Raw genomic sequence first — 13,440 nt, 5'->3', positions numbered from 1 at the left:
GGGGGTCGGATGCGAGGTGGTCGTGGCGGGCCGTGCGGGCATGAGCGGGGTCCTTTCGTTTCGGCGACGGCATGGTGGTGCAGGTTGGGCAGACCCCGGCCGAGGGGGGGGAACTCGCCCGGCCGGAGTCTGGTCTTGGTGCGGCGGAGATCAGGCGCGGGTGAACCAGCGGGCCTGATCCGCGTCGGTGACGATGCCGCGGTGGTACTCGAGTTCGAGCTGCGCGAGGTGGGCGTAGTGCTCGACCACGCCCTTCCCGAACGCCTCCTGGGCGACGGGGCTGTGCCGGAACACGGAGCGGGCCTGATCGAGGGTGAGGGGCAGGAGGGCCGCTTCGGTGGCCTCGTAGGCGTTGGAGGTGCAGGGCGCCGGCGGGGTGAGCTGCCGCTCGATGCCATGGATCATCGAAGCGAGTGCCGCGGAGAGAGCGAGGTACGGGTTCGCGTCCGCCCCCGGAACGCGGATCTCCAGGTGCACGCCCGCCCCGTGGCCGGTGACCCGCACGGCGCAGGTGCGGTTGTCCCAACCCCACGTCATGCGAGTGGGGGCGAAGGAGCCGGGCACATACCGCTTATAGGAGTTGACGTTAGGCGCGTACAGCGGGGCGAGCCCCGGCAGCGCCGTCAGCAACCCAGCGATTGCCTGCTCGCCGATCTCGGACAGCCGTCCGGTCGGATCGGTGATCATCGGGTTGCCGCTGCGGGTGAGAGAGACGTGCAGGTGGAGACCGCTGGCCAGCCCGGTCTGGGGTGAGGCCATGAAGGTGGCCGTCATACCGGACCGGCCCGCCAGGGTACGCACGGCGTGCTTGAAGACCAGGTGGCTATCGCACGCGGGCAGCGCGGCACCATAGGGGAAGGTGACCTCCACCTGACCCGGCGAGCCTTCAGTCTTGATCGCCTCCACGGGCATCCCCGCCTTGGACAGCGAGCCCTGGAGGCGCCGGAAGAACCGGTCACTGTCCGGCGTGTGGTCGAGGGCGTAGTCCAGGTTCTCCTCGGATACCGGCACGAGTCCGCCCGAGCCGATGCCGGCGGTCGGGGTGTAGGTGCCGCGGTAGAGCATGAACTCGGTCTCCAGGCCGGCCTGGGCGTGCAGCCCGTGGGCGGCAAGCCGGGTCAGCTGGTGCCGCAGAATCTCGCGCGGCGCAACCTCGATGGGCTCCTCGTCCAGTCCGATCGCGTTGCCGAGGACGAGCGCGGTGCGCGGCATCCACGGCAGGGTGCGCAACGTCGAGGGGTCCGGCACGACCGTCATGTCCTCGTACCCGCTCGCCCAGGACGTGAGCGCGAACCCGTCGGCGGGCGTCATGTCGACGTCCGTGGCCAGGATGTAGGCGCACATCTCCGCACCGCCGTCGAGGACGCGGTCGAGGAAGTGCCGCGCCCCATAGCGTTTGCCCTTGAGGCGGCCCTGTAGGTCCGGCACGGCGAGGAGGACGGTGTCGATCACGCCGGCTCCGACGGCCTTGCGCAGCTCGTCGACGCTGAACGCCCGGGCCGGCCGCTGAGGGGCGGTCGAGGCGGTATCGGCATCACGCTGCGACGGGCCGCCCGGGCGCGGAGTTGCTCCGGTCTGGGTGGACAGTGCGGTCATCAGATGACTTCCTCCTGGATGCGGGCCATGCCCGAGCCTGCGTCAGCCGCCGCGGTCGGCACCTTGTAGTCCCGTCCCGCAACGCGCCACCACACGGTGGCCAAGGCGAGGACGACCAGCAGGGCGATGGGTGCGTAGTTGAACGTGGTCACCGAGACGAGACCGGACTCGGGTCGGGTCTGGGGGAGGCAGAACAGCACGGTCACGAAGACCACCCAGGCCACGGCAATCGCGCCGACGGGCACGCCCCAGCGGCCTAGGTTCCAGGGGCCGGGCTGGAAGCGGTGGCGGTTGCGGATCCGCAGATAGATCGGGATGGCGTACGCGGGGGTGATCCCGATGACGTTGATCGCCGTGACGGCGGCGTACGCGGTCGGGCTGTACAGCGACGGCAGCGCCAGGACCGCCGCCACGCAGACCGACAGCCACACGGCGCGGGTCGGAGTGCCGGTACGGGCATCGACGTGACGCCACAGCCTCGACCCGGGCAGCGCGCCGTCCCGGGAGAAGGCGAACACCATCCGGCTGGCGGCGGCCGTCTCGGCGTTGCCGCAGAACAGCTGCGCGACGATCACCACCAGCAGCAGGGCCTTCGCGCCGGCGACACCGAGGGCGTCGAGGAAGATCTGCGCCGGCGGCACCCCGGTCGCGGTGGCCTGGGTGTCGGCGTAGTCCTGGATGGCGAAGGTCAGCCCGGCCAGCAGCACGAATCCAGCCAGCCACGACCAGCCGATCGCCCGCATGATTCCGCGGGACGCGGAGACTTGCGCGTTGGTGGTCTCCTCCGACAGGTGCGCGGAGGCGTCGTACCCGCTGAAGGTGTACTGGGCGAGCAGCAGTCCGATCAGCACCACGTACAACGAGCTGGACCAGCCGGTGTTGTGGACGAACTCGCCGAAGACGAAGGACGGCGACTGGTGGTGCGACGGCACGATCGCCAGCGCCCCGACGATCACGGCGACCCCGCCCAGGTGCCACCACACACTGATCGAGTTCAGGATGCTGACTAGTCGGACACCGAAGAGGTTGAGGGCGGCATGGAGCGCGAGGATGCAGAAGTAGATCGCCATGATCTTGCCCGGCGTGGGGACGAAGCCGAACTGCAGGTTCAGGAAGGCGCCGGTGAACAGCGCGGCGCCGTAGTCGATGCCGGCGATCGCACCGAGCAGGCCCAGCAGGTTGAGCCAGCCGGTGTACCAGCCCCACTTGCGCCCGCCGAGCTGTTCGGCCTGGTAGTAGAGGGCGCCGGAGGTGGGGTACGCGGAGGTGACCTCAGCGAGGCCGGCTCCCACGAGCATCACCATGGCGCCGACGCCGACCCAGCCCCACATCATCACGGCGGGACCCCCGGTCGCGAGACCGAAGCCGTACAGGGTCATGCAGCCGCTCAGTACGGAGATCACCGAGAAGCTGATGGCGAAGTTGCCGAACGGCCCCATGCGGCGGGCCAGCACCGGCTCGTAGCCCAGTTCCCGAAGGAACGCGTCATCTGACTGGGCCCCCGCCGCGCGGCGAGTCGGGCGTGTTCGTAACACAGGACATCCTCCATGGAATGGGTGGAACAAGTAAGAAAAAGTCAGGTGCATGCCAAGTGCGGCTTTGCTGTGCGCGACGGTCAGCGCACCGGTCCCGCGCGAGGAGCGTGGGTGCGGGCGAAGGACAGGGACTCCCGGCGGGCCCGCAGCAGCAGAACCTCGCCGCCGTCGGGATGGTTCGGGTCCTCATGGACGGACGCCCACGGCTCCCGCGAGGCATAGGTGCCCACGGCTGTGAACACCTCGGCCGCCTCCACGAACCGGTGGCCGGCCCACAAGGCGTACGCCAGGTGGTGCAGGTCGGTCACCGAGCGCGGCGCGGTGTCCGGCTGCTTGAACCAGTGGTGGAACGCCTTGACCGTGTACGTGATCGTCGGCTCCTGCGCCCACTGCCGTCGCCACAGCGGATCGGCACGGTGCTGGAGGGACTGCTGCCGGCACTGCTCAACGAGCGCGTACAGCGGCAACAGCAGCAACGGGGAACCCGACGGCGACCATGAGGCCACCCATCGGCCGAAGTCGAAGACAGCGGCGAGTGAGGCCGCCGGCGGGACGGGGCGGGCCAGTATGAACTGCAGTATTCGGTGGTACGCCTCCCGGTTGTACGGGTCGCGCTGGTTGATCCCGTGCAGCAGTCCCCACGGCCCGCTCGGCAGCATCGGCTCTGCCGATACCTCACGATGCTCCCGCCGCACCTGGCGTCCATCGACCTGTGCGAGGGCGAGCAAGCAGATCCAGGGCACCGGATCCCGCGGCTCCCGGTGCGCCATCATCAGCGAGGCATGCCGTGCAGCCTCCTCCAATGCCGCAGCGCCGGCGTGCTGCTGGTGATGGGCGCGCAGGGCTCGCTCCACCGAGACGCGGGCACGCATCAGCTGGGCGTCGTAACTGTGCGGCTCCTCCGCCAGCCACACGCCCATCACATCGGAGTGGGCAGCGGTGACCGCCAGCACCTGCGTACGCGACGTCCGAAGCCCCCACTGCCCACCAGTTGCCGCCAGCAAGTCGCGCGCCGGCCTCCAGCGGCCGGCTTGCAACTCGACCATGGCCATGCCAAGGGCTTCGTCGGTGCCGGCCGGGTGGTAAACGGGGCGCATCAGTGCGCCTCGCGACCGGGGTCGTCGACGGTCGCAGTCAAGGGCCGGGAAAGCTGAAACCTCGTGCTCTCGATCGCGACACAAGGGTGCGTCATGCATTTCTCGGTCATCGAATGCTTCCTCGGCAGAGAGGGACGTTGGTGCCGGACAGGATCGCTGCGCAGCCGGAGAGGGCCACCGAACTGCCAGTGCTTGGTCTAGAACTTGATCCCACTGATTAGGCGCGCGACGTTCGTCGCGACCTCGGAGATCGCGGGGGCCATCGAAGAGCTGGCCAGGTAGAACCCCAGGAGGACGCACACGACGGCGTGCCCAGCTTTCAGTCCGCCCTTCTTGACGAGGAGGATGACGAGGACCGCGAGCAGCACGACAGCGGAGATGCTGACCGCCACGGATGTGTCCCCCTTCCGAACCGTCGGTGATGTGGCTCGTTCCCGGCCAAGTCCCCCCGCAGCGGAGCCCAAGCCCATTCCCGACGGCATTGCCGACGAACCGGTGCGAGAGGCACACAGGAGCGGCCGCGTTCGGGCTGCGAGTGGTAATCGGCCCTGAACAGAGGCTGATTGAGGCACAAGGCTGACCGGGAAACGCCCGGCGCGCACATTCCGCGGGTGATATCACTGGGGCGATCTCGGTTCCCGGCCGCCTACGCTGGCGGCTGGCGCACTTCGTTTGGGGAGGTACGGGTGGCCCAGCAGGCGCTGCGACAGTGCGACGACTGCGGTTGCCGGCTCAGCCAGTACAACCCAGACGGCCTCTGCTCCGCTTGCGCGCGATCTCGCATCCCGACCGCCCCCGCGTTACCCGGCGTACCGGAGCGGGTATGGCAAGACGTCGATGTCCGGCAGGCCCTTGCAGCCCTGGACTTCGGCAAGGCCAGCCGTTTGATCAGACAACGAGGCTCGCTGCGCCAGGAGGACATGGCCCAGCTCACGGGACTGAGCCAGGCGTTCTTGTCCATGCTGGAGTCGGGCAGCCGCCGCCTCACCAACATCGACAAGATCATCGAATTCGTCGCAGGCATTGGCGCCCCCGCCGAGCTCGTACAGCTCCCGCTCCCACGGTCAGCGGGCAGACCGCTTCAACAGCCCACGGACCAGTCGGCCGGAGATCTCGACCCAACCCTGCCCTGGACCGCGGCCCGTATGGTGGCGGCCTTGGACAATGCGGTTGGAGGCGACGTGATTGACCGCCGGCAGTTCCTCACGGTGAGCGGCATCGTGCTCACCGCCTTCGTCCACCACTGGGGCACCGCGGAGGCAGAGCCCCTTCAACGCGCCGCGGACGGCAGCCAGCTCACCTCAGACTTATTGGACAACCTGCAGGCGACCACCGACCACCTGCGCATCATGGACGCCAGCGCCGGCAGCGGCACCCTCACCGAGCTCGGCGACGCGCACCTCGAACTCCTCAAACGCCTTCTGCAGAAGGCGTCGTACACCGAGGACATCGGCCGCCGCCTGGCCGCCATCGTCGCCGACACCGCCACCCAGACTGGCTGGTTCGCCTTCGACTCCAGGTGCCACGACCACGCCCAGAGCTACCTGCTCGCCGCACTCCGTGCGGCCAAGGCCTCCGGCGACGACCGCCTGGGTGCCGGCGCCCTGTCCTATCTGGCCATCCACGGCTACTCCACCGGACAGCCACGCAACGCAGTTACCGCGGCGCGAGCCGCCCGCGAGCAGATCAGGACCCTGGACACTCCCGCCCTGGAGGCGATGCTGCTGACCAGGCAGGCACGCGGGCACGCCAAGCTCGGCGAACGGCAGGCAGCCCTCATCGCACTTGGCGAGGCAGCCGAACTCTGCGCCCGAGGGCGTTCCGAGTTCGACCCCCACTGGCTGTACTGGATCAATGAAGGCGAGATCCACGGCCAGTCCGGCAGCGCCTATCTCGACCTGGATGATGCGCCCCAGGCCGCCGTCAGCTTCACTGAGGCGCGGAAGGCCCTCAATCCAGCAGACCAGCGCACCAACGCCCTGTTCCTCTCCCGCGCGGCCTCGGCTTACCTCAGGCAGGGCGAGCTCGAAGCAGGCTGCGCCATGGCACACCACGCGCTCGACCTTGCCGAACAGCTCCAATCGGCCCGCCTCAACGAGCACATCGAGGACATGATCGGCGAGCTCGCCCCGGCCCGCCGGAGCCCGTACGCTCGGGAGCTGACGGACCGTGCCGCCCTCGTGACGGGTGCAAGGAGCTGAACGTGACCCAGGACCAGCAGGTCCTCGTGCTGTGGGACATCGACCGCACGCTGCTGTACGTCGGCGACATCGACCGGCAGGTCTATCGCGAGACCTTCGCCGAGGTCGTCGGCCGTCCCGCGGAACACCTGCCGGCCCGCGGCACTGGAGTCACCATGCCGCTGGCGATCCGATCGCTCCTTATCGACAACGGAGTGCCGGAAGGTGAAGTGGTCGGTCTGCTGCCGCGCATGGTGGCTCTCCTGCCGGTCCACCTCGCTGCACATGCTGAGGATCTGTGTGCACAGGGTGTCCTCATGCCAGGAGCCGCAGCCGCGCTGCGTGCAGTGCACGATCACCCCGGCTTGATTCCGACCGCCGTGACCGGGAACCTCAAGCCGAACGCCGTGCTCAAGCTCGCGGCCTTCGACCTCGACGGCCTCCTCGACACCGAGATCGGCGGCTTCGCCTCCGACGACCACCACCGCCCGGCGCTCGTCGCCATCGCGCAGAAGCGCGCCCAGGCCAAGTACGGCATGGTCTTCACCCGCTCGAACACCGTGATCATCGGGGACTCGCTAGAGGATGTCCGAACCGGCCTCGAGGGCGGCGCCCCCGTCATCGGTATCGCATCGGGCAAGACCACAGCCGCCGAACTTACCGAGGCCGGTGCTGACCTCGTACTCGACTCCCTCGCGGACGTGGCACGGGTTCTGGAGGGCATCGCCGCGCTGACGACGACGAGCCGTGCCAATGTCGGCAGCTCTGACGAGCCTCGCCCATATTCGTCATTGTGACGTGAATTTGCCTGAACCTGGCCGTCGTACAGGCCTATTCTGCGATGCTAGAGGCCGATCGAGAGGGGCCGCAGCGATGCAGTGGAAGATCCACGGGGAACGTCCGATCTACGAAAACAAGTGGGTGAACCTGTGGCTCACCGACGTCGAGACGCCGGACGGGAACCGCTGGGAACACCACGTCGTCAAGCTCCGCCACCTGGCCGTGGCCGCTGTGATCAACGACCGCCAAGAGGTCCTGATGATGTGGCGTCACCGCTTCATCACGGACGCGTGGGCCTGGGAGCTGCCCATGGGCCTGGTCGAGGCGGACGAGACCCCCGGCGAGGCTGCCGCCCGCGAAGTCCTCGAAGAGACCGGCTGGCGTCCGGGCCCGATGAAGCCGCTGATCTACGCCGAACCGGCGAACGGCATCACGGACTCCCAGCACCACCTGTTCCGCGCCGACGGCGCCACGTACGACGGGCCGCCGACCGAGAAGAACGAGTCGGACCGGATCGAGTGGATCCCCCTGGCGGGCATCCGGGGCATGATCGACCGCCGCGAGATCGTCAGCAGCGGCTCCCTCGTCGGCCTCCTCTACGTCCTGATGGAAGAAGGGGTCCGCTGACCCTGCGGGGGAAGCATCGCTCGTAGGCGTGCCTCGAAGGCGACTGCGGCCGGCACTTCGCGATAGGGGGCAAGCTGCTCGTAGAACTCGCGAAGGTGCCCGGTCACCCGCTCGGATGACACGGCTGCTGCGGGTACCAGTGCCTCGATCGCCGTGTGGCACGCCTGGTCGAGCTTGCCGCGCTGGAGCTGTGTACGGGCCAACCAGAAGGCGTGGAACGCCCTACCTCGCTGGTTCGCGGGGTCCTCCCGCTCCAGCGCGTCCGCGATCAGCGGTTCGGCAATCGCCGCCTCACCGAGACGGCCGTGCGCGATGCCCGTGTCCACGATGAGCTTCGGCTCGTCGAAGTACGTCACCCATACCGGGTCCGGGTCGTCCGCCTTGATCCGCCCGTACTGACCGTGCGCCTCGGAGATGGCAGTGTGGGTCGCTGTCCGGTCGCCCAGGGCCGCGTGGGCGAAGGCCTCACGCATGGCCAGCATGGCCCGGACTCTCGGCGTCGTGCCGATGGCCGCTCGGGCCTGGTCTTGGGCAGCAGATGCCAGTGCAAGCGCGTCCGCCGGCTTGTCCTGGTAGGTCGCTTGCAGGCTCATGCACGCCAGCACGTTGGCCATGAATGGGTGGTCGTCAATCTCCCTGGCCAGTTGCAGAGCCTCCGAGAAGTACGCGCGAGCCTGCTGGTACTGCCGGGCATCGAAGTACGTCCACCCGGTCAACCGCGCCAGCTCCGCCGCAATGCCGTACAGGCCGTGTTGGATCGGCGTCGGCCGCTGGTCCTTCAGCAGCCCCTCGACGTATCGCAGCTGGCCGACGACAGCAGGCCGGAGCGTCTCGCCCCCGTGCTCGTCGTCACGACGCCAGTAGTCCTCGATCGAAGAACGCAGGGCGTGCAGTGTGGATGGGCTCGGGTCGGTCCCGGCGGCCAGAGCCAGGATGCTGTCCACCTCCACGCCCGGTAAGGCGCTGAGGGGCTTCGACTCAACGGGCAGGTGACTGCCCTCCGGCCGCTCCCGCTCGGTCACGGCCAAGACGGCCGGCGTCTCCCACGTGCGGCGGGCAAGCCCGAGCATGTCCCCCGGGATGCGCAACCCATCGGCAATCCGCTCGATCACTTCCATGTGGAGCAGCTGCCGCTGGCCTGCGATCACCTCACCCACCCGGCTCGGCGTCAGCTCACACTGCCGCGCGATCATCGACGGATAGATACCTGCCCGAGCCTTGACCAGGCGAAAGACCCTCGCGAAGTCGCGCACGCGGCACGCGTCGATCATCTCGGGCTCGGTGAGCAGACTTACTGGTAGTTCCTTCGTACGACGTGTCTCGGGCATCGGGCACGCTCCGGAGGAAGACTACGGATCGCTTCAAGTTCTCAACCGACCGTAATGTTACCCAAGTTGGGTAATCCGCTGGGCCTTTCTGGCTCGTCGTCCTGATCGCGATCCTTCTGGACATGGCGAAGCGACCGAGGACGACCGCCTTGAACGATTCGGCGGGCACTCCTGATACAGAGCGAACGGCCCTCAGGGCAACCCCTGAGCTGGGCATAGAGCCCCGCGTCCTGATGAGCATCCGGGTATCGCGGGACTCGGGCCGGACGTGGTCGCCGAGTACACGGGTCCTGGAAGGCGACTCGTTCGACATCCTCTCCAACCCGGGCCGCTACCCGCCGTGCGAGTGCCCCCGCTGTGGCGGTATCTCGTCGTCGGTCAGTGCCCTTCAGCCGGCATCCATCGCGCCGGGGTTGGCGTAGTGGCCGCCTTCCGACGTTGAAAGCTCCCTTAGAACGGGATTCCCGGGTACGTGGTCGAGCTCCGCGGGGCTGGCGCCAACAGCTCGCCGTGCTCCTCTACGCCGCTGTCGTCATCGTCCTGGTGGTCACCCTGGCCATCGCCGGTGATCCCGGCCGCTGACCGGCAACCCGCTTCCGGCACGCATCCCGCGTTCGCTCGATCCGTGGCCTCACGCCACCTCCGTCTCCCCACCGGCCCGGAATCAACGGAGCTGGTGAGGCAAGCCCCATCGGGGCTGGGCCGGCATCCGTCGGCCCTGGACTTCCAGGAAATGGAGACACACATGGCAGCGCAGAAGGAAGACCTGCTGATCGGCGTGGAAAGCCTGATCAAGGTCCAGGACCGCTTCACCGCTGCGGCGGCGGAGTCCGACTCCACCGGCACCTCCGCGGGCGACGACGGCGAGAACCGTGACGGCCTGAACCTCCCGCAGGAGTAGCACCACCAGCACGCCACAGCACCAACCGGGGGCTCGTCAACCACGGCGGGCCCCCGGCCTCACGCCCATGACTCAGACCGGAGGAACACGTGGACCACCACTTCGTCACCGCGATGGAGAAAGCCCTCGGCTGGGACGGCCCCAGGGAACTCGGAGCCGCCTTCGCCCGGGGAACGATCGAGGACCTCGATCTGCTCGATCGCCTGCTCAACCCCAGGAAGCTGCTGGACCTGGTGATGCGCCGCAGCGTCACCACCCCCCAGTTCCGCATCTTCCAGGACGGGGCCGAACTGCACCCCGGCCGCTACATCCAGCCCTCCGTCACCCGGCGGGGACAGGCCATCCCCATGGCCGACATGAACCGTGTCGGCGCGCTGATGCGCGAGGGCTGCACCATGGTCCTGGATGAGGTCGACTTCTTCGATCCGGCCATGGAGGCCACTTGCCGTGCGCTCCAGTGGTGGGCCCGCGAGCTGGTGCAGGTGAACGCCTACCTGACCACCCAGGACGCCAGTGGCTTCAAGCTCCACTGGGACGACCACGACACCGTGATCGTCCAGCTCGCCGGCCGCAAGAGCTGGGAAGTCCGCGGGACCTCGCGCAAGGTTCCGATGTACCGCGACTCTGCCCCCAACGCCGAGCCCAGCGAGGAAATCGTGTGGCAGGGCGTCATGGAGCCTGGCGACGTGATGCACATCCCGCGCGGCTTCTGGCACCAGGCCACCCGCGACGACCAGGGCGACGGCTACAGCCTGCACGCCACCTTCGGCATCGTGAAGCGCGTCGGCGTGAACTGGCTGGCCTGGCTCGCCGACCAGGCCCGCACGCAGGACCTGTTCCGGTACGACCTGGACCGCTGGAACTCCCCCGGCCAGTGGGAGGGACAGCAGCAGCTCCTGGCCGACGCCGTCGCCGAGATGGCTACGAAGCTGACTCCGCAGGACTTTTTCAATGCTCGCGAGCGGGAACGCCTGGCCGCCCGGCATGTCCCGGCCACCGGCCTGTTCGGCAAGCCCGCGGCCGTCGTGTGCGTCACCGACTTCGAGCCCGTGATCGAACAGCACGGCGACACCGTGGACGTTCTCGCCGCGGGCAAGAAGCTCACCTTCGCCGGCAAGGCGTACCCCGCTCTCGCCCTGCTGCTGAGCGGCCACCCCGTCGACATCGCCGACGCCGCCGAGAAGACCGGCCTGGACGTGGAACAGCTCGCCGACATCCTGCTGAAGGAGGAACTGTGCACGGAGCTGACCCCCGCCTTGTCCTCGGCCTACACCGGTCTCGTCACCACCGCGACATCCTGACGGCCGCACTCGACCTCGGCGTCACCGCCCTGGATACTGCGGCTCCCTACCTCGGCTTCCGCTCGCACACGGTGCTGGCCGAGACGGCGGCCGATCTGCTGCCGAAGTTCACTCTCTCCACGAAGGTGGGCTTCTTCCCGAGCGCTGTAGGTGCGGAGCACTCCCTTGATCCGGTCCGGCTGCGGTTGGCCGTCGAGCGAGCGGCCCGGGAACTCGGCAGGGAACCTGACACCGTGTTCCTCCACAACCCCGAACGGACCCTCGCGGGCCTGTCCATTGCCGATGGCCACACCCTCCTCGGCAATGCCTGCACCGTCCTGGCCGACGCCGCCCGCGACGGTCTGTGCGGCGCCTGGGGTGCGGCCTCCTGGGATACCCGGTCGCTCGGCATGGTCCAGGTGGACGACCTGCCGTCTCCGGACGTCTTGATGGTCCGGGCCGGGTTCCTCGTGGGCATCGACCTACTCGACGCCACCACCGTCCTGCGCACCGCCTGGCAGGCGGGCGAGACCTGGGGCATGAGCCCCTTCGGTGGCGGCCACAGGAAGGTGTGGGAGGACTTCGACCCCCGGCCGTTCTTGCGACCGCGTCACGGGGATCTGTCCCGCATACAGGCGGCGTTCCGGACCGCGTTCCACCTGCCCAGCGCCTCCGCGATGGCAGTCGGCACCGACGACCCCGGGCACCTGGCCCAGTTGGTCCGGGCCCTGAGCGCCGAGGTGGACACCGCCGCCGTCAGCCAGTACCTCCGCGCCCTCCACTCACACCGTCAGCGCTGAAGCTCGGCCACCAGGCGCTCGACTTCCTTCCGGGCCGGTGCCAGCAGCGGATCCTCCTCGTATGCATAGGGTCCGACGATCTTCGACAGGAAGAACAGCGACATCAGCTTGCCGTCCCGGCTCTCCAAGTCCGTCCGCCGCTCCTGGTGGACACGGTCCGCGAGCCCCGGGACGGCAAGCGCGTTTCCCCACAGCGTTGCGGAGTCCAGGCCCCGGGGCGCCATGCCCCAGTCCTCCCAGTCGATGAGGGAGAACTCCGGTCCCATCACGTTGGCCCACGTCAGATCCGCATGAGCCGGCGCCCACCGCTCGATCCGCGTATCGGCCACCCCAGGGAAGACCGCCCCGAGGGTCTGGGTCACCTGCTCCTGCGTGATCGTCACCGTGTCCGGCGTCGCGATCCGCGGCGTCTGCTGTGAGGCAAGCGCGTCCAGCGAAGCGTTCAGCGCCGCCCACCACTCGTCCGGCAGGCCCGGGTCTTCGAGCACCAGGGCGCCCTTGCCGACAGACGGCGATGGAATCAGCTCCAGCTCATCCGCGCGCCACATCACCGGCTCGCCCGGCTCGCGCCACGCCACGCCCTGGTACCACTCGGGCATCGCGACCTCTTGCAGCACGGCTGCGGCCTCGGTCCCGTTCCAGCCCTGCGGGCCGATCCGCTCGAATCCCCGCCGCTCGATACGCACCCACGTCCCCTGCTCCGTACGGCCTGCCAAGGAACGGCGCTTGCGCACCAGGGCCTCCCGAACCAGTCGCACCTGTAGGGCCTCCTCCACGCGCTCCAGCACGTCTTCCACAGGCTGACGGCGCAGGTCCACCTGGGCAGCAACGGGCAGGGATCCAGTCATCACGACCTCCTCGGCGAACGGACGACCGTATCAGGAAGAGCCCCGCCGACACGATCCGTCCGTCAACACGGAGCACCACGACTTCCCCTGTCGTCGGCCGATGCAAAAATGGTGCCCGCCTCGCCCACGCCGTTCGCGGAGGACGAGTCTTCCTTGACCGAGGCAGTGGCCGCGCTCAAGGCGATCAGGATCGGCATCCCTCGGTCGAGGAGACCGACGCGGCCGGGCTCGAGAGCAACGGCCTGCTTCTTGGAACTGGTGAGGAGCAGACCGGTCAGCTCGGCGGTGGTGGACTGCTTAAACCACCACGCGGCGTAGTCCTCACTGGCCACTCGCTCCCACGAAGCGGCATCGTACTCGTGAGCGGAGCCGGGTAGCTGGACGCTGGGGAAGCGAGCGTCGAGCAGACGTAGCTGCGTGGTCTTGCCGTCGGTGTCCGGGCCGTTGAGGCTGAGGAACATGACGACG

The 13,440-nt window shown here is 68.5% G+C and carries 13 protein-coding genes; 6 read left to right on the top strand and 7 right to left on the bottom strand.

Annotated elements, in window-relative coordinates:
- Positions 1–150: 150 nt before the first annotated feature.
- From ACIQZO_RS23450 to ACIQZO_RS23435, 4 genes are all read right to left on the bottom strand, one after another.
- Positions 151–1,596 carry a glutamine synthetase family protein gene (locus ACIQZO_RS23450; RefSeq protein WP_403629169.1) on the bottom strand — a complete coding sequence of 482 codons (1,446 nt, stop codon included), beginning with the start codon at positions 1,594–1,596 and terminating at the stop codon, positions 151–153.
- A complete protein-coding gene (locus ACIQZO_RS23445) occupies positions 1,596–3,182 on the bottom strand; it encodes an amino acid permease (RefSeq protein WP_403629165.1) in 1,587 nt (528 codons plus the stop codon). Before ACIQZO_RS23445 ends, ACIQZO_RS23450 begins: the two co-directional genes overlap by 1 nt.
- A gap of 29 nt (positions 3,183–3,211) precedes the next feature.
- Positions 3,212–4,228: a hypothetical protein gene (locus ACIQZO_RS23440; protein ID WP_403629164.1), complete on the bottom strand. Its 1,017-nt coding sequence runs from the start codon at positions 4,226–4,228 to the stop codon at positions 3,212–3,214.
- A 197-nt stretch (positions 4,229–4,425) separates the two neighbouring features.
- Complete coding sequence (locus ACIQZO_RS23435; RefSeq protein ID WP_403629162.1) at positions 4,426–4,620, bottom strand: hypothetical protein; 195 nt, start codon at positions 4,618–4,620, stop codon at positions 4,426–4,428.
- A gap of 294 nt (positions 4,621–4,914) precedes the next feature.
- On the opposite strand from ACIQZO_RS23435, the gene ACIQZO_RS23430 reads away from it, so the two are divergent.
- From ACIQZO_RS23430 to ACIQZO_RS23420, 3 genes are all read left to right on the top strand, one after another.
- Entirely contained in the window at positions 4,915–6,429 is a 1,515-nt protein-coding gene (locus ACIQZO_RS23430; RefSeq protein ID WP_403629159.1) for a helix-turn-helix domain-containing protein, read from the top strand.
- 2 nt (positions 6,430–6,431) lie between these two features.
- Positions 6,432–7,205, top strand: a complete 774-nt coding sequence (locus ACIQZO_RS23425) for an HAD family hydrolase (protein WP_403629156.1) — start codon at positions 6,432–6,434, stop codon at positions 7,203–7,205.
- A 76-nt stretch (positions 7,206–7,281) separates the two neighbouring features.
- Positions 7,282–7,815, top strand: coding sequence for an NUDIX hydrolase (locus ACIQZO_RS23420; RefSeq protein ID WP_403629153.1), 534 nt, complete (start codon positions 7,282–7,284; stop codon positions 7,813–7,815).
- Here the strand turns inward: ACIQZO_RS23420 and ACIQZO_RS23415 are convergent.
- Positions 7,785–9,143, bottom strand: coding sequence for a helix-turn-helix domain-containing protein (locus tag ACIQZO_RS23415; RefSeq protein WP_403629150.1), 1,359 nt, complete (start codon positions 9,141–9,143; stop codon positions 7,785–7,787). The genes ACIQZO_RS23420 and ACIQZO_RS23415 overlap by 31 nt on opposite strands.
- 745 nt (positions 9,144–9,888) lie before the next feature.
- Between ACIQZO_RS23415 and ACIQZO_RS23410 the strand changes: the two genes are divergently transcribed.
- The 3 genes from ACIQZO_RS23410 (at position 9,889) to ACIQZO_RS23400 (ending at position 12,124) form a co-directional block, all read left to right on the top strand.
- A complete protein-coding gene (locus ACIQZO_RS23410; protein ID WP_157853303.1) occupies positions 9,889–10,044 on the top strand; it encodes a hypothetical protein in 156 nt (51 codons plus the stop codon).
- 89 nt (positions 10,045–10,133) lie between these two features.
- Positions 10,134–11,345: a JmjC domain-containing protein gene (locus tag ACIQZO_RS23405; protein WP_403629148.1), complete on the top strand. Its 1,212-nt coding sequence runs from the start codon at positions 10,134–10,136 to the stop codon at positions 11,343–11,345.
- On the top strand, positions 11,279–12,124 hold the full coding sequence (locus ACIQZO_RS23400; protein ID WP_403629145.1) for an aldo/keto reductase: 846 nt from the start codon (positions 11,279–11,281) through the stop codon (positions 12,122–12,124). Before ACIQZO_RS23405 ends, ACIQZO_RS23400 begins: the two co-directional genes overlap by 67 nt.
- Here ACIQZO_RS23400 and ACIQZO_RS23395 read toward each other — a convergent pair.
- Both ACIQZO_RS23395 and ACIQZO_RS23390 read right to left on the bottom strand, forming a co-directional pair.
- Positions 12,115–12,972: a hypothetical protein gene (locus ACIQZO_RS23395; protein WP_403629142.1), complete on the bottom strand. Its 858-nt coding sequence runs from the start codon at positions 12,970–12,972 to the stop codon at positions 12,115–12,117. The two genes, ACIQZO_RS23400 and ACIQZO_RS23395, sit on opposite strands and share 10 nt — an antisense overlap.
- 62 nt (positions 12,973–13,034) lie before the next feature.
- Positions 13,035–13,433, bottom strand: coding sequence for a hypothetical protein (locus tag ACIQZO_RS23390; RefSeq protein WP_403629140.1), 399 nt, complete (start codon positions 13,431–13,433; stop codon positions 13,035–13,037).
- Positions 13,434–13,440: the final 7 nt, after the last annotated feature.

This window comes from Streptomyces sp. NPDC097617 (assembly GCF_044761485.1).
Taxonomy (GTDB): domain Bacteria; phylum Actinomycetota; class Actinomycetes; order Streptomycetales; family Streptomycetaceae; genus Streptomyces.
Note: the sequence above shows the minus strand (reverse complement) of the source record. Positions and strands in the feature narration are given on the sequence as shown.